Origin of the sequence: Desulfitobacterium dichloroeliminans LMG P-21439 (assembly GCF_000243135.2) — a bacterium.
Taxonomy (GTDB): Bacteria; Bacillota; Desulfitobacteriia; order Desulfitobacteriales; family Desulfitobacteriaceae; genus Desulfitobacterium; species Desulfitobacterium dichloroeliminans.
The window spans coordinates 244,956-270,684 of the sequence record NC_019903.1; the positions used below are offsets into that span (position 1 = coordinate 244,956).

General features: G+C 45.1%; 25 protein-coding genes. 21 read left to right on the plus strand and 4 right to left on the minus strand.

Features of this window, described 5'->3' with window-relative positions; genetic code table 11:
- Window positions 1–120 precede the first annotated feature (120 nt).
- Window positions 121–264: a hypothetical protein gene (locus DESDI_RS17985; RefSeq protein WP_172635870.1), complete on the minus strand. Its 144-nt coding sequence runs from the start codon at window positions 262–264 to the stop codon at window positions 121–123.
- Window positions 265–531: 267 nt separating this feature from the next.
- On the opposite strand from DESDI_RS17985, the gene DESDI_RS01130 reads away from it, so the two are divergent.
- On the plus strand, window positions 532–978 hold the full coding sequence (locus DESDI_RS01130; protein ID WP_015260791.1) for a hypothetical protein: 447 nt from the start codon (window positions 532–534) through the stop codon (window positions 976–978).
- Window positions 979–1,066: 88 nt separating this feature from the next.
- Here DESDI_RS01130 and DESDI_RS17990 read toward each other — a convergent pair whose 3' ends face one another.
- Both DESDI_RS17990 and DESDI_RS01135 read right to left on the minus strand, forming a co-directional pair.
- Complete coding sequence (locus DESDI_RS17990; protein WP_015260792.1) at window positions 1,067–1,225, minus strand: hypothetical protein; 159 nt, start codon at window positions 1,223–1,225, stop codon at window positions 1,067–1,069.
- 24 nt (window positions 1,226–1,249) lie between these two features.
- Window positions 1,250–2,725 (minus strand): putative sulfate exporter family transporter, encoded by a 1,476-nt coding sequence (locus DESDI_RS01135; RefSeq protein WP_015260793.1) that lies wholly within the window; start codon window positions 2,723–2,725, stop codon window positions 1,250–1,252.
- 513 nt (window positions 2,726–3,238) lie between these two features.
- On the opposite strand from DESDI_RS01135, the gene DESDI_RS01140 reads away from it, so the two are divergent.
- The 19 genes from DESDI_RS01140 (at window position 3,239) to DESDI_RS01230 (ending at window position 23,438) form a co-directional block, all read left to right on the plus strand.
- A complete protein-coding gene (locus DESDI_RS01140) occupies window positions 3,239–4,147 on the plus strand; it encodes a respiratory nitrate reductase subunit gamma (RefSeq protein ID WP_015260794.1) in 909 nt (302 codons plus the stop codon).
- A 27-nt stretch (window positions 4,148–4,174) separates the two neighbouring features.
- The gene (locus DESDI_RS01145) at window positions 4,175–5,794 is read left to right on the plus strand and encodes a (Fe-S)-binding protein (RefSeq protein ID WP_015260795.1); all 1,620 of its coding nucleotides are present in this window, start codon (window positions 4,175–4,177) and stop codon (window positions 5,792–5,794) included.
- 65 nt (window positions 5,795–5,859) lie between these two features.
- Window positions 5,860–7,566, plus strand: coding sequence for an FAD-dependent oxidoreductase (locus DESDI_RS01150; protein WP_041219193.1), 1,707 nt, complete (start codon window positions 5,860–5,862; stop codon window positions 7,564–7,566).
- A 133-nt stretch (window positions 7,567–7,699) separates the two neighbouring features.
- Window positions 7,700–7,888: an ATP-binding protein gene (locus tag DESDI_RS01155; protein WP_015260797.1), complete on the plus strand. Its 189-nt coding sequence runs from the start codon at window positions 7,700–7,702 to the stop codon at window positions 7,886–7,888.
- Window positions 7,889–7,921: 33 nt separating this feature from the next.
- A complete protein-coding gene (gene dsrA, locus DESDI_RS01160; RefSeq protein WP_015260798.1) occupies window positions 7,922–9,112 on the plus strand; it encodes a dissimilatory-type sulfite reductase subunit alpha in 1,191 nt (396 codons plus the stop codon).
- Window positions 9,113–9,136: 24 nt separating this feature from the next.
- Window positions 9,137–10,201, plus strand: a complete 1,065-nt coding sequence (gene dsrB, locus DESDI_RS01165) for a dissimilatory-type sulfite reductase subunit beta (RefSeq protein WP_015260799.1) — start codon at window positions 9,137–9,139, stop codon at window positions 10,199–10,201.
- A gap of 54 nt (window positions 10,202–10,255) precedes the next feature.
- On the plus strand, window positions 10,256–10,477 hold the full coding sequence (locus tag DESDI_RS01170; RefSeq protein WP_015260800.1) for a hypothetical protein: 222 nt from the start codon (window positions 10,256–10,258) through the stop codon (window positions 10,475–10,477).
- Between the two features lie 100 nt (window positions 10,478–10,577).
- Complete coding sequence (locus DESDI_RS01175; RefSeq protein ID WP_015260801.1) at window positions 10,578–11,180, plus strand: RsbRD N-terminal domain-containing protein; 603 nt, start codon at window positions 10,578–10,580, stop codon at window positions 11,178–11,180.
- Window positions 11,177–12,178 (plus strand): sulfate reduction electron transfer complex DsrMKJOP subunit DsrM, encoded by a 1,002-nt coding sequence (dsrM, locus tag DESDI_RS01180; protein WP_015260802.1) that lies wholly within the window; start codon window positions 11,177–11,179, stop codon window positions 12,176–12,178. The genes DESDI_RS01175 and dsrM overlap by 4 nt, the downstream gene beginning before the upstream one ends.
- A gap of 10 nt (window positions 12,179–12,188) precedes the next feature.
- A complete protein-coding gene (gene dsrK / locus DESDI_RS01185; protein WP_015260803.1) occupies window positions 12,189–13,811 on the plus strand; it encodes a sulfate reduction electron transfer complex DsrMKJOP subunit DsrK in 1,623 nt (540 codons plus the stop codon).
- Entirely contained in the window at window positions 13,804–14,244 is a 441-nt protein-coding gene (gene dsrJ / locus DESDI_RS01190; RefSeq protein WP_015260804.1) for a sulfate reduction electron transfer complex DsrMKJOP subunit DsrJ, read from the plus strand. Before dsrK ends, dsrJ begins: the two co-directional genes overlap by 8 nt.
- Entirely contained in the window at window positions 14,244–15,038 is a 795-nt protein-coding gene (dsrO, locus tag DESDI_RS01195; RefSeq protein ID WP_015260805.1) for a sulfate reduction electron transfer complex DsrMKJOP subunit DsrO, read from the plus strand. The genes dsrJ and dsrO overlap by 1 nt, the downstream gene beginning before the upstream one ends.
- Entirely contained in the window at window positions 15,031–16,182 is a 1,152-nt protein-coding gene (dsrP, locus tag DESDI_RS01200) for a sulfate reduction electron transfer complex DsrMKJOP subunit DsrP (protein ID WP_015260806.1), read from the plus strand. The genes dsrO and dsrP overlap by 8 nt, the downstream gene beginning before the upstream one ends.
- A 43-nt stretch (window positions 16,183–16,225) precedes the next feature.
- Window positions 16,226–16,543 carry a TusE/DsrC/DsvC family sulfur relay protein gene (locus DESDI_RS01205; RefSeq protein WP_015260807.1) on the plus strand — a complete coding sequence of 106 codons (318 nt, stop codon included), beginning with the start codon at window positions 16,226–16,228 and terminating at the stop codon, window positions 16,541–16,543.
- Between the two features lie 84 nt (window positions 16,544–16,627).
- Window positions 16,628–18,130 (plus strand): cobyrinic acid a,c-diamide synthase CobB, encoded by a 1,503-nt coding sequence (locus DESDI_RS01210; protein ID WP_015260808.1) that lies wholly within the window; start codon window positions 16,628–16,630, stop codon window positions 18,128–18,130.
- A 212-nt stretch (window positions 18,131–18,342) separates the two neighbouring features.
- Window positions 18,343–19,317, plus strand: a complete 975-nt coding sequence (locus DESDI_RS01215) for a LysR family transcriptional regulator (protein ID WP_015260809.1) — start codon at window positions 18,343–18,345, stop codon at window positions 19,315–19,317.
- Between the two features lie 7 nt (window positions 19,318–19,324).
- Complete coding sequence (locus DESDI_RS01220; RefSeq protein WP_015260810.1) at window positions 19,325–20,200, plus strand: nitrilase-related carbon-nitrogen hydrolase; 876 nt, start codon at window positions 19,325–19,327, stop codon at window positions 20,198–20,200.
- A 202-nt stretch (window positions 20,201–20,402) separates the two neighbouring features.
- Window positions 20,403–20,867 carry a transcriptional regulator NrdR gene (gene nrdR / locus DESDI_RS01225; RefSeq protein WP_015260811.1) on the plus strand — a complete coding sequence of 155 codons (465 nt, stop codon included), beginning with the start codon at window positions 20,403–20,405 and terminating at the stop codon, window positions 20,865–20,867.
- Between the two features lie 174 nt (window positions 20,868–21,041).
- Window positions 21,042–23,438: a vitamin B12-dependent ribonucleotide reductase gene (locus DESDI_RS01230; RefSeq protein WP_041219607.1), complete on the plus strand. Its 2,397-nt coding sequence runs from the start codon at window positions 21,042–21,044 to the stop codon at window positions 23,436–23,438.
- 442 nt (window positions 23,439–23,880) lie between these two features.
- On the opposite strand, the gene DESDI_RS01235 is transcribed toward DESDI_RS01230, so the two are convergent.
- A complete protein-coding gene (locus tag DESDI_RS01235) occupies window positions 23,881–24,240 on the minus strand; it encodes a YopX family protein (protein WP_015260813.1) in 360 nt (119 codons plus the stop codon).
- A gap of 265 nt (window positions 24,241–24,505) precedes the next feature.
- On the opposite strand from DESDI_RS01235, the gene DESDI_RS01240 reads away from it, so the two are divergent.
- Window positions 24,506–25,720, plus strand: coding sequence for an efflux RND transporter periplasmic adaptor subunit (locus DESDI_RS01240; RefSeq protein WP_015260814.1), 1,215 nt, complete (start codon window positions 24,506–24,508; stop codon window positions 25,718–25,720).
- Window positions 25,721–25,729 lie beyond the last annotated feature (9 nt).

Sequence of the window (25,729 nt, forward strand, 5' to 3'; positions counted from 1 at the left end):
GCGTGATGCTCAATTATTAGGAAAAAGGAGAAGATTTAAGCGAACAAAGTCCGCAAATCCTCTCCTTTACTTTAGGGGGCGGGTTTTTCAGATCATTAAACATGGGAGCTTCTCATAATTTTATGCCTTGCCTTTGAGTGCTTCGTCCTTAGTCAAACCATGTCCGTCACGAGAATCCATACTGGGGGCTTTATCGGGTTTATGATTTTGCGAAGGCTTTGTATCAGGGTTTGCCGGTCGGTTAGGGAATTTCTTTTCTACCATATACTCTACCATCCTTTCTTGTCCTTATTTTACCCGTTGCTAGAATAATCATGAGTTTATTAAATTGCATCGATTTAAAAAGCTAATTACAAGTCACTTGAACTTCTTTAAACTAAAGGTAATAATAGAGGTAGACAAATAATAGGGGTAGCTATAAGGAGCTAGTAGTTACTTGGCCCTGTGAAAGTAATTACGAAAACAATCTTTTGAAGTTTCTTATAGAATTTCTACTTTTCAAGAAATCATAAGTATTGAAGGGAGTTAACTATGGATATTAATCATGCAATCAAACAGATCATTCTCCACCACAGAAAGGCGGTTCAGAAGGTTGCTTGGGAGTTTATGGGTGATGTGGATACCTTATATACCCTTAGGTCTCTATCTGTAAAGATTGAAGACGAGAGCTTCCACGTCTTAGGTGATTCCGATAAATACGTTATTATGGTAAGAAAGTCGTCAATAGATAACGATGTTCTGATGTTTGGCAAAGTTGATAAACACGATTTAGAGAAAACAGTTGAGCGCGATATAAAAAGAATAGGTTTAGCTATTCTCGCCATAAGACACATCGACGACGATCAGTACATGGATAACTTATTGAGCAGGAAAGAAGAGCTTCTTGACCAATTAATTCTATGCTTTGATGATGAAAGGTTTGACTTAGCTGATGGGACCAGCTATACTCTGCGAGAACTTAAAAATGCCATTGCCTAGCTGAATAAGCACAAAAAGGAAGTGCCGCCGAACATCTTTATCAAGGGTGTTCGGCGGCACTTCTCTATACAAGGACACTATGGCGTCATTAGAACTTGAAGATGATCACGAATACGATCAATAGTGAAATTCCCAGTCCTAAGGAATAGCCAATTAACTTCTTTTCAATAGGGAGTAAGTCATACCACTCATCTTCATAAGCCTTCTTCTTGTGCTGAACAGCAGGTTGTTCGGTTTTGATTGACATTTGTATTCCCCCTTAATCAATTATTTATACTGTCGGAGGTGTGATTCCATGGTAGAACAGCCAGGAGATAAACAGGCCGACCCAAAGGATGAAACCAAAGAGTGCAATACCATAGACAGCGACGATACGTCCCATACCTTCATCCCAGAGCTTACGCACATTGGTGACTAAGCCGATGGAGAAGAAGCACATTCCAAAGAAGAATGTTCGTAATGCATTAGCCTCACTAACACCGGGCTTTAGCTTAGAAACGTCGTCAGGACTGAATACACCAACGAGGAAGAGAATAACGAAGGTCAAAACGAAGCCAATGATGAATTTCGGGAAGCGGTTCCAAATTTCAGCAGGATTAACTTTGCCTTTTTCGCCAGTTTGGGCGACAGCAGAATTTTTGTCAATCGGGAATACCGACCAAATTACTGCGAGAATGAAGGCCCACACACCAATAAAGATGTCGATGAAGACTTTGGTTGTGGTAGCAACCATCAAGATCCAGCCTTCTTCCCAGTTCACGCCGAGCTCACTCAAAGCACGACCGCGGATTAGTGAATCGGTAATGGCACCAGCTGCGATGGCGCCGCCATCACTCTTAACTGCCAGACCCATCCAAGCACCAGCCACCATAGGATCTTTGAAAAGGAGGGCTTGTGCTAACCAAGGTAATAATAAGAGTTCAACGGCAACGAAGACGATAATAACCGCTGAAAGGATAATCGGGATAACGGGACGGGCACGAATGGCACTACCGGTGGCGATGGCAGCAGAAACACCGCAAATCGAAATACCGGAAGCTAGGGGAGCTGCCCATTCAGGTGTAAATTTAAAGAATTTACGAGAAATCAAATAAACGACTGGCCAGTAAATTAAGTAGGCTTCAACAACCGCGCAGATGCCCCGGATAATAACTGTGGTCGCAAGACCGAAAGCATCTAAGGATTTAAGCGCAATAGATCCACCAAGCACAACGATACCAATCTTAATAAATAATTCTGGTTTCGCTGCTTCTTTTAGATAATCGGCGAATTTCAAGAAAAAGTTACCGATAATAAGGCCGATGACCATGGCGATGATGTAACCCATCTCGCCTAAGCCTAGTGACCAAGCGATGCCATAATTAGCTGTCTTATCTGGTGTAGCACCGATGTAGGCAATATTGCCGAGCATGATACAGAATACGGTCGCCCAGAATATGAAGGTAAAGCCAATAAAGAACTTTTTCATATTGGCGCCGATGAATTTTGACGCGACACCGATAAGAACCAAGATGAAGAGGTAAGTAAGGATCAATGAAGCAAAACCACTGATACCGACGCCTTTGGTCACAGGAGCAAATGCTTTGGCAGGTTCAATCCAGACACTAGCCTTTGTAACCCAACCAAGTACATCCATACCGAAAAATGGTCCTAAACCTAAAGTGAATATCAATAGCCCTAACCAGGCTGCCCACCAGTCTTCATTTTGAAGAGCTTTCTTCTTTGCATATGTGTTTACTGTGGACATTTGTGCACCTCCCTAAGATTTTGATAATTTATCTGGAGATTCAACGATAGATTTGTTTATTAGGTCTAAATAAGGTCTTAAAAAGGTCTAAATAAGGTCTAAAACAACTCTTGTACGTTACTCACGTTCGTAGGGTAAAATAAGGTGGTTTTCTAAACACTGCTATCTAAACAGCATTAACATTTAATGAGCAGGCACACCTCCCCTCAGAGTTGGGTTTGTGAATGTGAATAGAAGCGGAAAGACTATTATGCCTCACCCCCTTTCCTACACTTTTTCGACAATAATAGAGAAAAAATGCACATTCACTAACTAACCCCATTATAGAGCTTTCTGAAAAATATGTGAAATATAGTTTTAATATGAAGGCCATTTAAAAAACCTATGGCAGAAATTTGATATCTACATTGCTAATTATCACAATTACAAAAGAGAATTTTACAATAAGAGAAAAATAGCCTAAACTTATAAGTGATAATAAGAACAATCGCAATATAATAAGGGGGCGAAAACATGTTTCTGGTTTTTTACGCAATACTAGCCATGGTTTTATTTTTAGGTATCTCAGTTTATAAAGCCTATGTGTATACTAAAATGCCTATGCATGGAAGGTTGGATTTATATCCCGTTCCAAAAGAAAAGGGGCATGCACATGGGGGGTCCTATTATGAGCAACAAGAATGGTGGAAGAGGCCCCGTGAAACTTCACTAGCCTCAGAAATAATTGACATGCTCAAAGAAATTCTCTTCATTAAAAAACTCTTTGAAAACCAAAGGTCCCTTTGGTGGTTATCTTACTCTCTACACCTTGGTATTTATCTCATCATTGCTTGGACAGTGCTCCTGGTGGTCGGTGCTGTAACAGAATTGGCCGGTGGAACAGTTGCGACCAGTGGATCGGCTTGGGGAATGCTGATTTATTACTTAACTCCTTTGGTTGGATGGGCAGGATTCGCCTTGGCAACCTTCGGTGCCCTAACTTTGGTTTTCCGTCGTCAGATGGATTCCACTCTTAAAAAATACACAACTCCTCAAGAATACTTTAATTTATTGCTCTTATTTGCGGTAACCGCTACGGGTATTCTCGTCTGGGGTGGCGATTTGAGCATGAGCAGCGCACGCGAAGCAATGGCCAATGTGCTAACCCTACAACCGTTGAACGCCAGTTCCTTAATGGTTGTGCATATCGTTCTAGCCGGGTTTATGCTTGTCTATATACCCCTGAGCAAAATGAGCCATTATGTGGGTAAGTTTTTCAGTTTTCATATGGTTAATTGGGAAAATGATCCCAATCTTCCGGGTAGCAAAATTGAGGAAAAGATTAAGGCCAATGCTCAGAACTCTCCCAAAACTAAATGGGCTGCGCCCCATATATCCGGTCAGGTAGCGGCACCTGCAGAGAAAACCTCTGCACAAGGATAATGAAATTAAAGAAAGGAGTATGTCATCATGATTAATTCGAAAGATTTAAAACCCAGTGATTTGGCGAGAGCGGATGAGCAATTGGTTGTGATTACCACTGAAGAACTAATGCCATTGCCGGCTCCTTATGATAAACCTGGCATGGAACCGGACTTCGTTCCGGTTAAAGATGCCTGGCGTGAAAAATACTGTACTTCTTTAGATGGATTTGTGGGTATTGATACTCTGACTCGCCCCCAATCCAAAGAGGAAGAAGAAGAGTTTGTTCGTAAATTTTTGAGCGGCTTAGAAAAGCTATTTTCCGATGCCAACAGCGGTATGCTCCAACCCTTAAACCTGACTATGGAGTACTGTGCGAAGTGTGATACTTGCTCCGCTGCCTGCCACATCTATGAGGGTTCAGGAAACAATGAGCTTTATCGGCCGATTTTCCGTATCGAAGCTCTCCGGAAACTCTATAAAAAGTACTTTACAACCAGCGGCAAGCTACTGGGCGGTTTCGTAGGTGCAGACCTTGAAGCCACTTGGGAGAGCATTGCTCGTCTTGGCGAATCAGCCTACCGCTGTAACCTCTGCCGTCGCTGCGCCCAAACCTGTCCCCTAGGTTTAGATAATGGCATCATGGCCAAGGAGATACGTAAAATATTTAGCATGGAGATGGGGATAGCTCCAACTCCAATTCATAAAAAGGGCTCAGAAAACCAACTAAAAACGGGTTCATCTACAGGGATGACTAAACCGGTGTTCCTAGACAATATTCAATTCCTAGAAGAAGAAATCGAAGAAAACTATGGCATGAAAATCAAATTCCCCATCGATAAAAAGGGCGCTGATGTCCTCCTTATTCACAACGCCGGTGAGTATAATGCTTGGCCGGAAAACCCCATGGCATTTGCTATGCTCTTCGAAGCAGCAGGAGTCAACTGGACCCTAAGTAGTGAAATGATGGGTTATGATAGCGTCAACTATGGCATATGGTATGATGATGCTCAGGCGAAAAAGATTGCCTTAGGCCAAATCAAAGCAGCAAACGATCTTGGAGTCCGCCGCATCGTTCAAGGTGAATGTGGACACGCCCATAAGGCGGGAGCGCTTGTTGCAGACCGTATGACCCCTGGCTCGAATAAGGTTCCCGTCGAGAGTTTTTTCCCTATGTTGCGAGATATTGTCATGTCAGGGGCGATTAAGTTTGACCCGAGTCGCAATAACTTCCCAGTGACCCTTCATGATCCCTGTAATGTGGTAAGGCAAATGGGAATTGTGATGCCGCAACGGGAAGTGCTGCAGAAGCTTGCTCCCCAATTCCGCGAAATGACCCCTCATGGCGTAGATAATTACTGTTGCGGTGGCGGTAGCGGTTTTGCGATCATGCATAGCTTTAACTTTGGTGATTTCCGCAATAAAATTAGCGCACGCAAAAAGTTTGCCCAAATTCTTAATGCCTTTCCAGACACCATGGAAGATCCCAGCATTGTCAAATATGTCTGTGCCCCTTGCTCGAACTGTAAAGGAACCATACGCGATATTTTGGAGTATTACGAAGCCACAGAAAAATATAATGTCCAATATGCTGGTCTGATTGAGTTGGTCGTTAACGCCATGGTAGATCTCAAGAAACCATTTTTTGAATTTTTACAAGAGGAATAAGACGCGTAGCGCATGTCCTCCTGGCATCTTGTTATACATTGTGAGGATGGTAAAGAGGTGGTAACGTGAAAGTGGTCATCATCGGTGGGGTTGCAGCTGGACCGAAGGTAGCTGCACGCCTGCGACGACTTTCCATAGAAGCCGAGATAACTATTATTGAAAAAGGTAAGCTAGTTTCTTATGGATCCTGTGGGTTACCCTTTTATGTGGGTAACTCAGTACCGGAAATTGAAGATCTCTTGAAGACCACAGCCGGATTGATCCGTGATCCTCAGTTTTTTAAGGACCAAAAGGGAGTTAATATTCTTACTGAGACTGAGGCCATAGCTATCGATCGCCGGCATAAAAATGTAAGGCTTCGTGATCTTACTACCGGGGAAGAAAGGGAACTGGACTATGATTATTTAGTTCTGGCGACGGGTGCAACAGAGGTTGTACCCTCCCTGCCCGGTATCGAGGCAAAGAATGTGTACACCCTGCACCACCCTGAGGATGCAGTTAAGATAAGATCACTCATCAGGGAAAAGAAGGTCAAGCACGCCACAGTAATTGGGGCCGGCTTAATTGGTATTGAGACAGCAGACGCCATCCTTAGTCGCCAAACCAAGGTTGCCTTATGTGAGAGCCAAGCCAGTGTACTTCCAAAACTACTTGATCCGGATATTGCTATCCTCCTTGAGAGTAGAATGCGCGCCCGAGGGGTGGATCTACACTTAGGTTCCCCAGTGAAGGCCCTCGAAAAAGATGATGATGATAACGTCAATCGAGTCGTCTTGGAGAATGGGGAAGTAGAAACAGAGCTGGTCGTCATTGCCGTAGGAGTGAGACCGGAGGTTAGCCTAGCCAGACAGGCGGGCCTCACCATCGGTGTGACCGGAGCGATACAGGTCAATCAGCATCTGCAAACTGACGATCCGTATATCTTTGCCGGTGGAGACTGTGCCGAGCAGATTCAACATGTGACGGGTGGTAAGGCCTATGTACCATTGGCTTCCACAGCGAACAAGCAAGGCCGAGTCATTGCTGACAATATCGCGGGACGAAAGACAGAGTTTCCGCCAATTTGTGGGACCTCCGTCTTGCAGGCTTTTGATTTAAATATTGGTCGGACTGGACTCGGGGAATTGGAAGCAAAGCAACTGGGCTACGACGTGATGACGAGCTTAAGCACCGGATTGGATGCTACACACTATTATCCGGTTCATGATTCCGTCACTATCAAGCTGGTTGCTGAGGCATCTACGGGGCACTTGCTGGGAGCTCAAGTCTGTGGTCAGGGGGAATGTATCAAGCGCCTGGATATCTTGGCCACGATCCTTCATTTCAGGGGCAAGGTGAGTGATATTAGCAGTTTGGATTTGGGCTATGCTCCTCCCTTTGCTACAGCGATTGATGTGCTCATTCATGCGGCAAATACCTTTGAAAACAAGCAGCTAGGGTTGGTCAAAACAATCACGCCCTCTGAATTGTTAGAACAAGTTAGACAAGGGAAACATTTTCACCTGGTTGATGTTCGCGAAAATGAAGAAGTAAAGGCTACTCCTTTCACAGGACCTAAGGTCCAGGAGATTCCCTTAGGGGAACTTAGAAATCGCTATCAAGAAATCCCTAAGGCAGGCGTAGTAATTTCTGTATGTCAGCTAGGCATCAGAAGTTACGAGGCTGCATGCTTCCTTAAGGAAAAAGACTATAAGGATGTACGCTTTCTGGAGGGGGGGATGTCTACCTGGGAAGCTCTACGCTATCAATTGCTTGAGTACATTGTCGAATGATGTATGATTATGATTATGATTTTGAATTGTGCGATTGCAATTATGTATTGTACACTACCCGCTAATTGTAGTTAAATAGAATCAGATAGTGTTAGTTCACACAAGAGTAATCAATTAAAGGTGGTGAGGGAAAATGTATATTGTTGCTGTTGATCCAGATACATGTTCAGGTTGCGATGCGTGCGCAGACAGTTGTCCGGCACACCTTCTCAAATTTGTTGATGGGAAGACCGAGGTTGTTGGTGATGAGACCGAATGTATGGGTTGTGAAAGTTGCATTACCATATGCCCATCAGGTGCTGTTACGATAACAGAAATGTAATTATCGAAAAATCATTGAATTGGAGGTAAGATCATGGCTGATAAGAAAACCCCTCAATTGGACGAGTTACAAAATGGAAAATGGCCCAGCTTTGTAACGGAAATTAAGAAAGCCGCCGTCAAGAATGAAGCCTCGAAGGAACTTCTTCACCTCTTGGAAAGATCCTATGAGGAAAAGCGCGGACACTGGAAACATGGTGGTATCGTTGGTGTAAAAGGATATGGTGGCGGTGTTATTGGTCGTTACAGCGACCTACCCGAAGAATATCCTCATTTGCAAGCATTCCATACCGTACGTATTAACGCACCCAGTGGTTGGTTCTACAGCACAGACTCTTTGCGTAAAATCTGCGATATCTGGGAAAGACGTGGTAGCGGACTCATGAACCTTCACGGTGCTACCGGAGACGCTATTTTATTAGGAACAACGACAGATCAGCTTCAACCCATCTTTGATGAGTTAAGTGAAGAAGGATTTGACCTTGGTGGTTCAGGTTCAGACTTAAGATCCCCTAGCTGCTGTGTGGGACCTGCACGTTGCGAGCATGCATGCTACGATACTTTAGAAGCTTGCTACAACATCACCAATACCTTCCAAGATGAGCTGCATCGCCCTATGTGGCCTTATAAATCTAAGATTAAATTTTCTGGTTGCGCTAATGATTGTACCGCTTCCATCGCACGTTCAGACTGTGCAGTCATCGGAACCTGGAGAGATTCCCTCATCATTGATCCAGAAGAGGTCAAAAATTATGCAGCCAGCGGTATGAATATCCAACATGTTTGTGAAGGTTGTCCTACCGAAGCATTGAAATACAATGCCGAAACCCAGGAGTTGAGTGTCATCGCTGATGAGTGTTCCCGTTGTATGCATTGCATCAACAGAATGCCAAAAGCCATTACTCCTGGTAACGACAGAGGAGCTACCATTCTGATCGGTGGTAAATCCACCATCGTTCAATCAGCCTTCATGGGTTGGGTCATCGTTCCTTTCATGAAAATGGAAGCAGAAAGCGATTACGAAGAATTCAAAGATATCATCACCCGCATCTGGGAGTGGTGGGATGAAAATGGTAAGACACGTGAGAGAATTGGGGAAACCATTTATCGTCTTGGCATGAGCAAATTCCTCACCGAAGTTGGCTTGCCTGCAGTACCTCAAATGGTCTATCGTCCACGTGCTAACCCTTATGTCTTCTGGCCTGAAGATGAAATCAAAAAATAAAAAATGAGATAGAGGTGAATAATAATGGCTATATTAGATCAAGGACCTCTCAATTATAAAGAGAACATTCCACCGATTATCGTCGATAATTATGGAAAATGGCGTTACCATGAGATTCCAAGAGCGGGTGTATTAAAGCACGTTTCCAAAACTGGTGCAGAACTTTATAGTATTCGTGCCGGTTCTCCTCGCCTTGTCAGCTTAGATTTCGTTCGTGATATCTGCAAACTGGCTGATGAATACTGCGATGGCTACCTTCGTTTCACAACTCGTCACAATGTCGAGTTCTTAGTATCCGATGCAGCTAAGGTTGAGCCTCTCATCGCCGCTCTCGGTGCTATTGGTCTACCTGTCGGTGGTACTGGCGCTTCCATTAGCAACATCGTTCATACTCAAGGTTGGGTTCACTGTCATACCCCAGCTACTGATGCTTCCGGCGTCGTGAAAGCCGTCATGGATGATCTCTATGAATACTTTGTCGATATGAAATTGCCAGCCCAATTGAAAATGAGCCTCGCTTGCTGCCTTAACATGTGCGGCGCTGCTCACTGCAGTGACTTGGCCATCGTTGGTGTTCATAGAACACCTCCCCGTATCGACCATGATAAGATTCGTAAAGGTACGGAGATTCCTAGTCTCGTAGCTTGTTGCCCCACTGGCGCTATTCGTCCTAATCCCAAAGAAAAGAGCGTCACTGTTAACGAAGCAAAATGCATGTATTGCGGAAACTGCTACACCATGAATCCAGGAATGGAAATCATCGATTCTCAAAATGACGGTATCGCCATTCTCGTCGGTGGTAAAGTAGCCAATGCCCGTACTGCTCCAATGTTCTCCCGGATGGTCATTCCTTTCATAGCTAATAACCCACCTCGTTGGCCAGAAGTTACCGAAGCTGTTCGTAATATCGTCGAGACTTGGGCAGCTAACGCACGCAAAGGTGAAAAGATGGGCGAATGGATTGAAAGAATCGGTTGGGAGAAATTCTTCGAGGCAACTGGTATTGAGTTCTCCGATAAACTCATCGATGACTTTATCTTCTCCAGAGAAACCTTCCGTACTGGAGCTGCGTTTAAGTACACAAAGTAAATATTCTCGGTAATATTATCGGGTATAGTCTATAAAGAAAAGGGGGACTAGGATATGCAAAAAGGAGCTGCCGACCCCGTTATCAAAGAAAAAGTCTTAGCTTATCTGGATACCGTCGAGAAGGCAAAAAGCAAAGAGATTGCTGCAGCAATCGGCGAAAAGAAATCTGATGTCGATAATGCGGTAAAATATCTTGCTATGGAGGACTTGGTCGAATATCTCTATATCACCACCACCTTCATCGCCCTCAAAGGTAAAGTTAAGGAACCAAGCTAAGCACCGCAACTCTTAAGAATTCAGCGGATCCCGATGCAGGAGCACTCCTCCTGCATCGGTGAAACTCCTTCACCTAATAAATATCAAGGAGTTGGCTTAAATGGACAAAGCCTTAAGAAATCTTCTCACGGAAAAAAAGTCAGGTATTATCCAAAAGTGGCGGCGTGAGGTTTTAAATAGCTACCCCAAAGACACGACCAGATTCCTCCAAGAACAAAATGATGTATTTGCTAACCCTGTAGGAAATACCATGACTCAAGGTATCGAACAAACGTTTACAGCGCTGCTTCAAGACGATGAATCCATTGAGGTGCATTCATTTTTGAGGGATATCATTAAGGTACGTGCTGTGCAGACCTTTACCCCTTCACAGGCTGTGAATTTCGTATTCCTTTTAAAAAAGATAATTCGAGAAGAACTGGGCAAGGTGGTTGAAGATGTACAGGTCTCTAGAGCGCTTCTAGAGTTAGACGCCCAAATTGACCAGTTGGCACTGGCTTCTTTTGATATATATTCAGAATGTCGCGATAAGCTAGCAGACTTAAAGACTATGGAATTAAGAAATATGACCTATCGGCTATTGCAGCAAGCCAATTTGGTGACAGAACGACCTGATGTGGACACCTCCGCTCCGGAAGCACCTGAAGGCAGCGCGTACGAGCCGTTTGTGGTAAAAACCAAGAGAAAAGAGGGTGTAAAGTGAAAGCCGTATTTCCTTTAATCGCTTTCTCTATCCTTATACTGATCCCACTCGCAGGAATAGAATTAGCCAATTTAGAAGTCCTGTTCGGTATTATCCTACCTTATCTAGCCCTAGCCGCTTTCTTAGTGGGATTTATTTATCGGATTATCGGTTGGGCCCGTACTCCGGTACCTTTTAGGATTCCAACCACGATTGGCCAAGAAAAATCCTTCGATTGGATTAAACAGAATAAGATAGAGAATCCAACCTCTAACTGGGGAGTCATCGTCAGGATGGCCTTAGAAGTGCTGTTCTTCCGCTCCCTGTTCAGAAATTCTACAACTGAGCTCAGAAATGACGGGAATGGCCCGAAAGTCGCCTATGGGTCAAGCAAATGGCTCTGGCTCTTTGGCCTACTGTTCCATTGGTCCCTGCTCATCACCTTGCTCCGTCACTTGAGATTATTTTTGGAGCCGGTACCGAGCTTTATCAGTGCCCTCGATAGTCTGGATAGTTTCTTCCAGATTGGTTTGCCTGCCCTTTATATCACAAATATTTTAATTGCCGTGGCCTTAATCTATCTCTTCTTACGCAGATTTATAGTACCACAAATTAAGTATATTAGTTTACCCGCCGACTACTTCCCCCTCCTTTTGTTGATGGGAGTTGCCGGTACGGGAATGCTTATGCGCTATATTTTTAGAGTAGATATTGCCACAATTAAGGAGTTTGCTGTCGGATTGCTCACATTCACCCCTCATATCCCGGAGGGAATCGGCACTATCTTTTATGTGCATTTATTCTTAGTCAGTTGCTTGTTCGCCTACTTCCCCTTGAGTAAGCTGATGCATATGGGCGGTGTATTCATGAGTCCGACTCGAAATATGAAGGCCAACAATCGTATGGTTAGACATATCAATCCTTGGAACTATCCTGTCAAAGTCCATACCTACGAAGAGTATGAAGAAGATTTTAGAGAAAAGATGATAAAGGCGGGTATACCGGTAGAAAAGGAGTGAGGTGAGAAAAATGGCAAAATATAAATTACCAAGTGCCGAAGAACTAGCAAAAATTGATTATACACCAAGCTCCACAGAATGGTTAGATACCCCTACTACCTTTGAACCGGGTACCTTCTGCTGGGGTGCAAAAGGAAAGGACTTAGAAATCGTAGGCTTTCCCAACGCACGCGATTGGTCTCCGGTCGATGAAGATTGGCAACTCCCGGAGGATTGGCAGTCGACGATCATCGAGGGAATCGGCGAGAGACTGAATAAATATCGTTCCTTCAAGATTATGATGGATATCTGCGTTCGTTGTGGAGCCTGTGCGGATAAATGCCATTTCTTCATTGGTACAGGAGATCCTAAAAACATGCCCGTACTCAGGGCAGAATTAATACGGTCCGTCTACCGCCGGTACTTTACCAAATCAGGTAAGTTCCTAGGCCGCTTGGCGGGTGCCAGAGATCTGACACCTGAAGTCATCAAGGAATGGTGGTATTACTTCTATCAATGTACAGAATGTCGTCGCTGCTCCGTCTTTTGTCCTTATGGAATTGACCAAGCGGAGATTACCATCATTGGGCGTGAATTACTCAATCTCTTAGGGCTGAATATCCATTGGATTTCCAACCCTGTGTCCAACTGTTACATGAAGGGCAATCACTTAGGTTTAGAACCCCACGCCATCACCGGCAATATCGAAATGATGTGTGATGACATTGAAGATATTACGGGGATCCGTATTGAACCGAGTTTTAATCGTAAAGGTGCGGAAATCCTCTTCGTCACTCCCTCCGGGGACTTGATGGGCGATCCAGGTATCTATACCTGTATGGGTTATCTCATGCTGTTTCATGAATTGGGTCTGGATTATACATGGAGCACCTATGCTTCTGAAGGCGGAAACTTCGGCTTCTTTACCTCCAATGAGATGGCCAAACGCTTGAATTCCAAAATTTATGCGGAAGCCAAACGCTTGGGCGTTAAGTACATTATCGGGGGCGAATGCGGCCATATGTGGCGGGTCATCAATCAGTATATGGGTACTTGGCAGGACCCTGCTGATTTCCTCGAGGTTCCTGTGTCACCGATTACCGGAACTCGCTTCGACAATGCAGCCTCCACGAAGATGATCCATATCGCTGAATTCACTGCAGATTTGATTAAGCATGGCAAATTAAAATTAGACCCTTCCCGCAATGATCATCTCAAAGTGACATACCACGACTCCTGCAATACCTCCCGCGGCATGGGATTGCTAGAAGAGCCTCGTTATATCATTAACAATGTCTGCAACAACTTCTACGAGATGCCGGAGAATACCATCCGTGAGAAAACCTTCTGCTGCGGGGGCGGTTCAGGGCTGAACGCTTCGGAAAACATGGCAGAGCGCATGACAGGCGGCTTCGCACGTGCTAATGCTGTAAAACATGTTCAGGACAAACATGGCGTTAACATGTTAGCCAATATCTGTGCAGTGGACAGAGCTGCTTTCCCGGCTCTAATGGATTACTGGACACCCGGAGTGGGAGTTACTGGAGTCCATGAACTGCTAGCTAATGCCCTGGTCATGACGGGTGAAAAGGAAAGAACAACGGATCTGCGCGGCGAAGATTTACCCGAAAAGGGGGTAACGGCCGATGATTAAAGGTGGCAAAACAATCGGTGGCCTGCTGATCTTTTTGGTTATCGCTATCCTGCCCTTCCTATATAATATGGGAAAGGCAGACGCCCAGCCTGTGATTGATACGGATACCCCGGTTATTCAAGAATTAGGGGCAACCGAATGTATCGAATCCACAGAATACATGAGAGAAAATCATATGCAACTCTTAGTGGAATGGCGCGATGCCGTGGTTCGTGATGGAAAAACAACCTACGTAAACAACCAAGGAAAAGAGTTTGAAATGAGTCTCCAGAGCACTTGCTTAAACTGTCATAACGACACGCCCGAAACGGTCTACTTCACCGCTGAAACAGCCAAACTAGGAGATAACCAATTTTGCTACTCCTGCCATGATTTCGCATCAGTGGAACCTGACTGTTGGAGTTGCCATGCTGGGCCAAGGGAGGCAAAATAATGAGCATCAATCGACGGGATTTTCTGAAAAAGGCAGGAGTGATTACCGCCCTAGGATTGGGTGGAGCAATTACTCTAGACGCCTTTGAGATCTTAGAACCCCTCAAAGCAGCGGATTTTACTAGTCCGGAGGGTTTAGCCGATAAACGCTGGGCACTGGTTATCGACATGAGTAAGATAGATCAGGCCACTATCGACGAAGTTATCGCTGCTTGCCATGATCTTCACAACGTTCCTGATATGGGCAATGCTAAGGACGAAATCAAGTGGATCTGGACCGATTCGTTCGAACATGTTTTCCCTGGTGAAGAAAACCATTACTTGGATGAAACGACCAAGAAGATACCCTTTTTAACCCTCTGCAATCACTGCGATCATCCGCCATGTGTGCGGGTATGTCCGACCCAAGCCACCTTCAGACGAGAAGATGGCGTCGTCGGCATGGATATGCACCGTTGCATCGGTTGCCGCTTTTGTATGGCTGCTTGCCCCTACGGAGCACGGAGCTTTAATTACTGGGATCCAACCCCCCATATCAAGGAGATCAATCCAGACTATCCGCGTAGATCCAAAGGAGTCGTCGAGAAATGCAACCTTTGTATGGATCGCATCGACCAAGGAAAAGAACCTGTCTGTGCGGAGAAATCCAACGGAGCGATCGTCTTTGGGAACTTGGAAGATCCTAACTCTGCAGTAAGAGAATTATTGAGCACTAATTATTCCATGCGCCGTAAGCCTGAATTAGGTACGCAACCCAGCGTCTATTACTTGATCGGGGGTGAGGAGCGTGCTTGAGAAAGCCTTATCCGGCAGTAAGAAGTATTGGCTGTGGGTCGGATTCTTACTGGTAGTCATCTTTGTTGGCTTCATGGCCTACCTAAGACAATACGAGGAGGGCTTAGGAGTCACCGGCATGAGCAGAGACGTATCCTGGGGTCTTTATATTTCCCAGTTTACCTTCTTAGTAGGTGTCGCGGCCTCTGCAGTTATGGTGGCCATTCCCTATTACCTCCACAATTATAAAAAGTTTGGCAAAATCGTTATTCTCGGTGAATTCTTAGCTGTTCCTTCTGTCATTATGTGCATCCTGTTCATCTTCGTGGACGTCGGACGCCCAGACAGAATTCTCAATGTATTGTTACATCCCACCCCCCATTCCGTTATGTTCTGGGATATGTGTGTACTCGTGGGATATTTGCTTCTGAACTTCATCATTGGCTGGACTGCATTAGGTTCAGAACGTAAAGGATTTCCGCCACCGGCTTGGGTGAAGCCCTTGATTTATCTCTCGATTCCCTGGGCCGTTAGTATTCACACCGTAACAGCATTTCTCTATTCAGGCATGCCAGGAAGACATCTCTGGCTCACCGCGATTATGGCAGCCCGCTTCCTAGCTTCCGCTTTTGCTGCTGGACCGGCCTTACTCGTTTTGCTTTGCCTGATTGTCCGGAAGGTCAGTACCTTTGATCCTGGTAAAGAAGCCATTCAGTCTTTAGCTAAAATCGTGACCTATGCAATGATTGCCAATGTATTCTTCTACATTCTAGAGTTTTTCACTGCCTTCTATAGCAATATTCCCGGTCACATGCACCCCTTGCAGTACCTCTTTGTAGGTTTGCATGGTTACGATCAATTGGTACCCTTCATGTGGGTTGCCACCATTTTAGCCTTTGTAGGAATTTTCCTATTGCTTGTCCCGAAATTTAGGCGGAATGAAAAAATACTACCTTTTGCTCTTGTCTCTGTCTTCATAGCGGCTTGGATTGATAAAGGGTTAGGGCTGGTCTTAGGCGGTTTTGTTCCCACTCCATTAGAACATGTAGTGGAATATACCCCGACGGCCACGGAGCTTGGGGTTACCTTTATGGTATACGCCATCGGTGCCCTACTCATTACAATCTTCTATAAAGTCGTCATCGGTGTCAGAGAAGAGATATAAATGTTATCGCAAAACTATAATAAAGAACAAGGAGGAATTTTAAATGGCTGAATTAGTTGTTAATGGAGTGTCCTACGAATTAGATGAGGATGGCTTCCTAGAAGATGCTTCCGTATGGAACGAGGATGTAGCAAAAGCTTTAGCTCCTCACGAGGATGTGGAAGAGCTCACTGAAGAACATTGGAAGATGATCAACTATCTGCGTGACTACTATGCGCAATATGGTGTAGCCCCCATGGTTCGTAAACTACTCAAAGACACTGGATATACTCAAAAGACCATTTATGAACTGTTCCCTACAGGCCCTGGAAAGGGTGCTTGTAAAGTTGCCGGACTTCCAAAACCAACCGGTTGCGTTTGATCCGACAGGGTTGGCGATGCGCTAACTTAACGTTGAACCATAGTCGTCAATAGGGGTCCCAGTAGAGAAAGGTATGGTGGGATTATGTTAAACATCCAGGATCAGGATATACAACAAGCAAACAAGCTTCATGTCCCGCGTATCGTTATTGGGGCCCCTCAGGGGCGCAGTGGCAAGACAACCTTTACCTTGGGGCTCTTAAGAGCCCTAAAGCGAAATGGCCATAAGGTCCAGCCCTACAAAAAAGGGCTGGATTTTATCGATCCTAGCTGGCATTCTGCAGCAGCTGAGAGGGTAGCGCGGAATCTAGACCCTTTTGTTATGAGTAAGGAAGATATTTGCCACTCAGTAGCCCTACATTCTTCAGATTGTCAGATCAGTATCATTGAGGGTTCTATGGGTCTTTATGATGGCTCAGATATCCAAGGGAGCACCTCGACAGCAGAGATAGCTAAAATAACCCAATCCCCCCTTCTCTTGGTTTTGGATGCGACGAGAATTACTCGTAGCGCTGCTGCCATTGTGATGGGGTGTCAACATTTTGACCCAGAAATCAATATTGCCGGCGTCATACTCAATAAAGTTGCTCGCTCACGTCATGAGAAGGTTGCCCGGGAAGCCATCGAAACGTATTGCCAGATTCCCGTCCTCGGAGCGATTCCTAAGGATTCATTGATTTCCATACCGGATCGGCACTTGGGTCTTGTTATGAATGGGGAAATGGTGGAGACGGAACGACTACTCGATCATATTGGTGACGTTATTAGTGAAAATGTAGACTTAACGAGGATACTAAGTATTGCCCAATCCGCGCCATCTTTTGAAGTCTTTCCGCAGGCTGAATGTTTCAGCTTATCAGGATATAGCCTGAAAGCGAAAAGTCTCTCTAGTCCGCGCATTGGTGTAATTCGTGACGCAGCCTTTAGCTTTTACTACCCGGAGAATTTAGAGATGCTGGAGTCTATGGGAGCAGAGTTGGTTTATTTTAGCGCCCTGAACCAAGAGGCTTTGCCACAGAATCTTGATGCACTCTACATTGGTGGAGGGTTCCCGGAAGTTTTTGCCGAGCAATTAGCTCAAAATGTGACTTTACGTGCAGATATACGGAGAGCCGGAGAAGATGGTATGCCCATCTACGCCGAATGCGGAGGCTTGATGTATCTCGGTCGCAGCATTTATACAGGTGAAAGCCAATATGACATGGTGGGACTACTTCCCCTAGATACGCAGATGCAAAAGAAACCCCAAGGGCATGGCTACACCGTGCTTAGGGGATCCGAGGACAACCTTTGGTTTAAGCAAAGTATAGTTCGTGGTCATGAGTTCCATAATTCGAAGATCATCAATCTGGACAAAAGCAAGATAAACTTTGGATTTAAAGTTGAGCGCGGACATGGTATTGATGGAGAAAATGAAGGCATTTGCTATAAGAATGTTTTTGCGGCCTATAATCATATTCATGCTATAGGTTGTCCTCAGTGGGCTGAGCAAATGTTAATTATGGCTGACGACTATCATAAACCAGAGAAAGTGAATAGCTTGCCTAAACCTAGGCTCACCCGAATGAGTAAGTATCAATTGGCATAACGATTTGTCAGCACTTATACATTGATTTTTAAGTTATTCTAGCTGGGTTATAAAACCACTGCTGCTTTTACCTTTATATAGTAATTATTTATATTACCATTTGACATAAAATTTTGTTATAATGGATTAGAGCTTGGATGAGCTTGAAATAAAATATACTTATTGATACTACTCGTTCGAGGAAGTTCTTTAGGTAAAAGGAGAAAATCTTTATGTTCGAGCAGCAGTTTATAGTTTTCAAAGAAGTAGCTGACACAAAGAACATTACCCTTGCAGCAAAGAGACTTCATATGAGTCAGCCGAGTATCAGTTTACAGATTCAAAATCTTGAGAGTCAATACAACACACGTTTTTTTAACCGGACGAATAAGGGAGTCAGTCTCACGAAGGCAGGAGAGGTTTTCTATAGCCATGTTTGTGAGATACTGGACATACTTGACAGGGCACAACATCAAGTTTGTGAGCTGGACGAGGATCGGCGCGGAGAAATACACCTAGGTGCGACCTTAACCATCGGCGAGTATGTACTTCCCAATATTCTCGCTTATTTATCGGCAAAATTGCCTGATGTCGATTTTAAAGTCAAGATCGCTAATACGGAAGTCATCGACCAAGATGTCATTGAGGGAAAAATCCATATCGGTCTAATTGAAGGCCCCGAGCCGAAGGACAGAGGGGTTATAGTGGATAAATTCTGGGAAGATGAGCTGGTGGTCGTCGTACCCTATTTTCATCCTTGGGCAAGCTATGATAGCATTCAATTGTCCGAATTGCCCTATGAGCGCTTTGTGACGCGGGAAGTTGGCTCCGGCACCAGAAAAACCATGGAGACTGTCTTAGCGGAACGCGGTCTCGATCTAACAAAACTGAATATCGCTATGGAGTTGGGCAGCACCCAAGCTATTAAGCAGGTGGTATGTGCCGGACTGGGGATTACGATTATCTCGGCCCTGACCGTGCGTAGAGAATGCGACCAGGGAATCCTTAAGGCTCTTCGCATCCAGGATGATCCCGTCTATCGCCCGTTGAATATTCTAACCTTGGCGAAATCTTCCCAGACGAAATATGAGCGGACTTTTATCAATTTCTTACACAACCATAAGCTCCTTAAGGAGATTTTGACGCAAAACTACTGTTCTAAAGGAATGCGCTATCTAGATACCACTAGGGCGGCTTGTGATAAGTGAGGTAATGATGCTGGAAGATAAGCGAATCGGCTTAGTACAGATGGAAGCCCGAGTAGGGGAAACCCGCTCAAACCTTAATACGATTATCAGATGTGCGGAGAAAGCGTCTCAGCAAGGAATTGAACTCTTGTGTTTTCCTGAAAGTGCCCTTCATGGATACTCACCCGCTGATTCAAGTGAAATTGGTGATTCACTGGATAGTCCAAGGCTTAAAGAGCTTAAAGAATGTGCAAGAGACTACAATCTCATTTTGCTGGTAGGCATGGTCGAGCAGATAGGTAAGGGTCAAAACCCATACTTGTCTCATCTCGTCCTTTTTCCTGATCAGGAAAAGGCCGTGTATCGCAAGGTGCATCTCGGCCGCAGTGAACAGAATTATTTTACTCCCGGTTCCCAGTTCCCTGTATTTAAGGGAAAGGGAGTATGTTTTGCAGTAGGGATTTGCTGGGATTGGCATTTTCCTGAGATGGCGACCATTTATTCCTTAAAGGGTGCCGAGCTACTTTTTGCACCTCACGCATCACCTGTCGTAGCCGGTGATCGAAAAGAAATTTGGAAGCGCTATCTGGGTACGCGAGCCTATGATAACTCCACTTATCTGGGAGCTTGCAATCTTATTGGTCCGAATAACCGCGGCAAGGTCTTCAGTGGTGGAGCCTTGGCCTTTGGCCCCAAGGGAGAGATTTTAGCCGAAAGTTTTCATACTCCAGAGGATGACTATTCTGAGGAAATCCTCATTGCAGATCTTTCAGCGCCGAAGATCAACGCTCTACGTAGCGCCGAGCGGGTCTCCATGAAGCAAACGTTCTTCTTGGCGGACCGCCGCAAAGAGCTCTACGGAGAACTCTTAGAGTTGGAAATACCAAAAGCACCTAAGGAATAAAGAGAAAGGCAATTTGCCTTTCTTTTTTAATTCCATGCTCAAATTTTGTCGAACGATTTATGGACAAGGCCATACGAAAGCGTGCGAAGAGGAACGAGGGACATAAAAAGAGAGTAATGGGGAAAAAGGGGGAAAATTCGTTTTGACATCCATATCTAGCGTTGGTAATATGAATTAGACACTAGATGTAGGGGGTGATGACTTGCATTGCCCATTTTGTGGGAACGATGAGACGAAGGTCCTAGAATCCCGTCAAGTGGAAGAAGGAACGGCTGTCCGTCGGCGCCGGGAATGCGATCACTGTTCACGGCGGTTTACAACCTTTGAAAAGTACGAAGATATGCCTTTGGTTGTGGTTAAGAAGGACGGAAGACGCGAAGAATTCTCTCGGGGAAAGCTGAAGGCAGGGATTTTAAGAGCCTGTGAAAAACGGCCGGTCTCAGTCGAACAAATTGAGACTATGGCTTATGAGATTGAAAAGAATCTCCGCAACGGCCACGATCGCGAAGTCCCCAGTAAGAGCATAGGCGAAGCGGTCATGAATAATCTGGTCCATCTAGATGAAGTAGCCTACATACGCTTTGCTTCAGTTTACCGCGAATTTAAGGATGTCCAACGTTTTTTGCAGGAGCTCCACGAGCTAGTAGAAAAAAAGGGGAATAACTAATTCCGAGCTTAATCTTTAGGAAGATTTAAGTCTATTCGTAATGCAGGGCAATTGGGAAATGTGCCCATTTTTAGTCCCTAAGACTGAGGAAGTTAGGCCATGCGACCTATCCTAAAAGTAAGGGATTTCAGCCAAAATAGAAGAGAAGAGTTTTTGAGAGAAAGTTGGGGATTAATGTTGAGTTTCGTAGAATCATTACCAAAAACTTGGCTCAGAGCCAACCTGACACCGAATGCCCGGGTTATTTTAGAAAAACGTTACCTCAAGCAAGAGAATGGGAAAGTAGCCGAGAGCCCGGAAGAAATGCTTTACCGGGTGGCTTCTGTCATCGCCCAGATCGAAGAGAAATTTGGCAAAGGGAAAAAAGAAGTCAAAGAGTTAACGAAATCTTTCTATGAGATGATGGCCAAGCTCGAATTTATGCCCAACTCCCCAACCTTGATGAATGCAGGACGTGATCTGGGTCAGCTCAGCGCTTGTTTTGTATTACCGATTGACGACAGTATGGAAGAGATTTTCGATGCCATTAAAAACGCAGCTATTATTCATAAATCGGGTGGAGGGACAGGCTTTAGCTTTTCCCGTTTACGCCCTAAAAATAGCACCGTCCGTTCCACCGGTGGGGTAGCTTCAGGTCCGGTATCCTTTATGAAGGTCTTTAATGCTGCTACCGAAGCGGTAAAGCAGGGGGGAACCCGGCGCGGGGCCAATATGGGAATCCTGCGGGTAGACCATCCGGATATTCTGGAATTCATCACCTGTAAAGAAGATAATAAAGAAATCACCAACTTCAATATTTCCGTAGGAATCACAGAAGCCTTTATGAAGGCCGTCCAAGAAAAGGCTCAGTATAACCTAATTGACCCCCATTCCAAGGAAGCTGTTGGTCAGCTCTACGCACCTGACGTGTTTACGATGATCGTGGATCGTGCCTGGAGAAATGGCGAGCCGGGAGTCATCTTTATTGATCGCCTCAATCGAGATAATCCTACCCCTCAGCTGGGTGAGATTGAAGCCACCAATCCCTGTGGTGAGCAGCCGCTGCTCCCCAATGAGGCCTGCAATTTAGGCTCTATTAACCTTAAACTGATGGTGACTGAAAAAGACGGTAAAGTCGTGGTGGATTGGGAGCGCTTAGGCACAATCACACGCACGGCGACCCGCTTTTTAGATAATGTTATCGAGGCCAACACTTATCCTCTACCGGCTATTGAAGCGATGGTGAAGGGCAACCGTAAGATTGGCTTAGGCGTTATGGGCTTTGCCGATATGTTGATTCTTCTCCAGGCCTCCTATGCTTCTGAGGATGGGGTAGAATATGCTGAGAAGATTATGAACTTCATTCAGACTGAAGCGAGATTAGAATCCCAAAGGTTGGCTGAAGAGAGAGGAAACTTCCCTAACTATAAAGGCTCCATCTATGACGGTGTCCGTCCTTTGCGCAATGCAACGCTGACCACTATCGCACCTACGGGGACCATCTCTATGATCTGTGGAGCGTCCAGTGGGGTTGAGCCACTGTTTGCCGTAGCTTATACTAAGACCGTCATGGACGGGACTGCTTTGATCGAAGTGAATCCCATCTTCCAAAGCTTCGCCGAAGAATATGGCTTTAATTCTCCGGAGCTTATGCGCAAGATTGCCGAAAAGGGAACAGTCCTAGGGTTTTCTGAAGTTCCGAATTGGGTTCAGGAGGTCTTCGTCACTGCTCAGGAGATCGACCCTGAATGGCATATCCGTATCCAAGCGGCCTTTCAAAAGTACACAGATAATGCTGTGTCCAAGACAATCAACTTTGCCAATGAGGCTACTCATGAAGATATAGCAAAGGCGTATGAACTGGCTTATGAGCTTAATTGCAAAGGCTTAACTGTCTATCGTGATGGCAGCCGCGAGGAGCAAGTTCTCTCGACTGGAATTGCCAAGAAGGCAGACGAGAAGGCAACAGAGCCCAAGGGACAAGCCTCTAATACAGAGAGTGATTCTGATGAATTCGTCATTCCCAAGATGCCTTTCATCCCGGAAGTGAACACCGTTTTACCTCGCCCCCGTCCGACCACCACTACAGGGGTCACCGAGAAGATTCGTATCGGTTGCGGTAATCTCTATGTGAGCGTCATGGCTGATGAGAAGGGAATTTGCGAGATCTTTACCAACACTGGCCGAGCAGGTGGCTGTTCCTCTCAGTCTGAAGCGACAGCTCGCTTAATCTCCATCGCTCTTCGTTCCGGGATCTCCGTCGATGCCATCATCGAGCAAGTCAAGGGCATACGTTGTCCTGCTTGTATCCGTCGTGAAGGGGTCAAAGTCACCTCCTGCCCCGATGCAATCGCCCGGGTCATCAAGGAATATGTCGAGCTTGGCAAAGGAAAAATGAACTCAGTCACCTTTAAAACTGAACCGGAAGTAGAAGAGAAACCTGTCCAAAGCAAGAGTGCTTCCTTTACCGGTGGTCAAAAGGTCCGCTCCACAGTAGCCGAAGCCAATTCCTGCCCAGAGTGCGGCATGGGAATTAATCATGAAAGCGGTTGCGTCGTTTGCACCCATTGCGGCTATTCAAAATGCGGTTGAGAATCAGACTAATAGTTTAGACATTAAGGCATACCTCAATATATTAGGAGGTATGCCTTTTTGATGGATAAAGATAGGTATGGTTATTGATAATAAAAGATAGGGTGCGTTGATAGATAAAGATGGTATGTTTATTGAAAAATAAAAAAGGGGAGAGCCGCTTACTACTTTTAAAAGTAGTAGACGGTTCTCCTAAGGATAAAGGCGGGAGTAAGGAAAAAAAACTTGTGTCTTTTAGACTATAGCACAGTGTTATTTGTATAAGATTCCGAAGATTCAATCAGATATTTGTTCAGTTATACAAAGATATAGCACACTACTAATCAACTGTTCTTCTACATATAATGATATGCCGTGAAATATGTGGCTAAGTCTAGCAAAACGGCATACCTCATCTAGAGGTATGCCGTTCGAATATGGACTTTCTGAAAATGATAAAGACCTAGATGTTTTCGTTTTGATACATATTCCCAATCACTTTGCCTAGGGAAGGGATGACCCTGACGTCTTTTTGTGAGGAACTCCCTAAGGCGTTTAACTCAAAGGTTGCTTGGGCCTCATTCCAATGGACTTTATAAACCTCAGAGGAGATGAGTACAAGATCAGCTTCATACACATCCAAGCCATCGGCATCGGTTAAACCTGTCCATTGTAATAATTCATATTTCCCTACGGGATCCCAAGACTTTCCTGGAATGCTCACCGCAAAGGGATCACAGCTTTGAATGTCAAAGCTAATCGCTTGAGGATTATGCATTTTCTTGGAAACCTTATTCCATACACGGAATTTTAATAGTCTCAAATGAACTGCCCCCTTGTCCTATACATGTCATCATCTCTTAATACGAACAAAGGGGGGAGATTTTGGAGTTTCAGGGTCTGGTAATTATTTCATTTCTAGGTTTAAAGAGTATTAGATAGAGAAGTCTCAGGTTTTATCCGTATATCAGCGGTTTCAAATTATTACTTTAATATGTCCTCGTGCCAAGATATAATGAGGTATAATGTAGAAATAAGTAGTAATTAGTAATTGGAATAAACATTAGAGAGAAAGCTGAGGAGAAATAATGGATTGGAAAAGAGCCTCGGATTGGGTAAAGAGTCACAAAAAGCTAACATTCGCAGCTCTAGCGGTTTTGGTGCTAGGCTTGGTTATGGTTAACCTGCAGCTTAGGCCGGCTTCCGTTCAAGGATACAAAATTAGTAAGCAGGAGTATGTCCCTTCTTTGTTGCTTAGTGGTGAAGTGATACCTGAAATCAGCGCCGAGATATCCACCTTGACAACTGGCGTCGTTCAGGAAATCCTTGTCAAAGAAGGTGCGCAGGTAGAGAAAGGACAGCTCTTGATCCAACTGGATGACCGCCAGGCGCAGAACGCATATCAGAATGCCCAATTGAACCTAGACCTGGCTAATCTTAATCTGCAACAGGCAACCACGGTTAATCTAGCCAATGTCAAGCAGGCCTATGTCCAAGCGCAGTTGGCATCGGAGGAGTCTCATAAGGAGCTGGAACGGAACAAAGCTCTAGCTGAGGCGGGAGCTATCAGCCAAGTTGAGGTGGAGAAGGCAGAACGCAACGTAAAGAACACTGACGAAAAAGTCGTGGCTGCCAAATTGGCCTATGAAGCTCTGGAAGCGAACGGCGTCAATCGAGCCATACTCGAACGCCAACGAGAGCAAAGGGAACTAGAACTTAAGGATAGAAAACGACAGCTAGAGGAGTATCAGATCAAAGCCCCCTTTAAGGGGCAGCTTCAGGAACTCAGCGTTCAGGTGGGTGAATTACTACCTGCGGCCAGCAAGGTAGGTAGTCTGGCCACCAGTGAAAAAAGCAGAATTCGCGTGAAGCCAGATCAACGCTACACTAACCTGGCTGCCTTTAACCAAGAGGCAAACGTTTGGCTATCTTCCGATGCGAACACGAAGTGGGAGGGCAAAGTAGTCTTTACCAAACCAGTCGGTGATGCCAGTCAAGGATCTTTTACAGCTGAAATTCAGTTGATGGAGGCTGTACCTGAACTTTATCCTGGTCGTTTAGTTTCGGTACAACTTTTTGGTGCCTCCCAAAAGGACGCGCTTATTGTACCGAGTGCTTTATTGATCGAATTAGATGGTGTCTCGGGAGTCTGGCTGGCCAAGGATTCGCAAGCTCACTTTGTTCCTGTGCAAGTGGGACTGCAAACCTTAGAAGGAGCAATCCTTATTGCTGGTGTTGAGGAAGGGGACATCGTCCTAGAGCCTGCTGATTTAAAGGAAGGGCAAAACATCTCGGTTCAATGAACAGCAAAG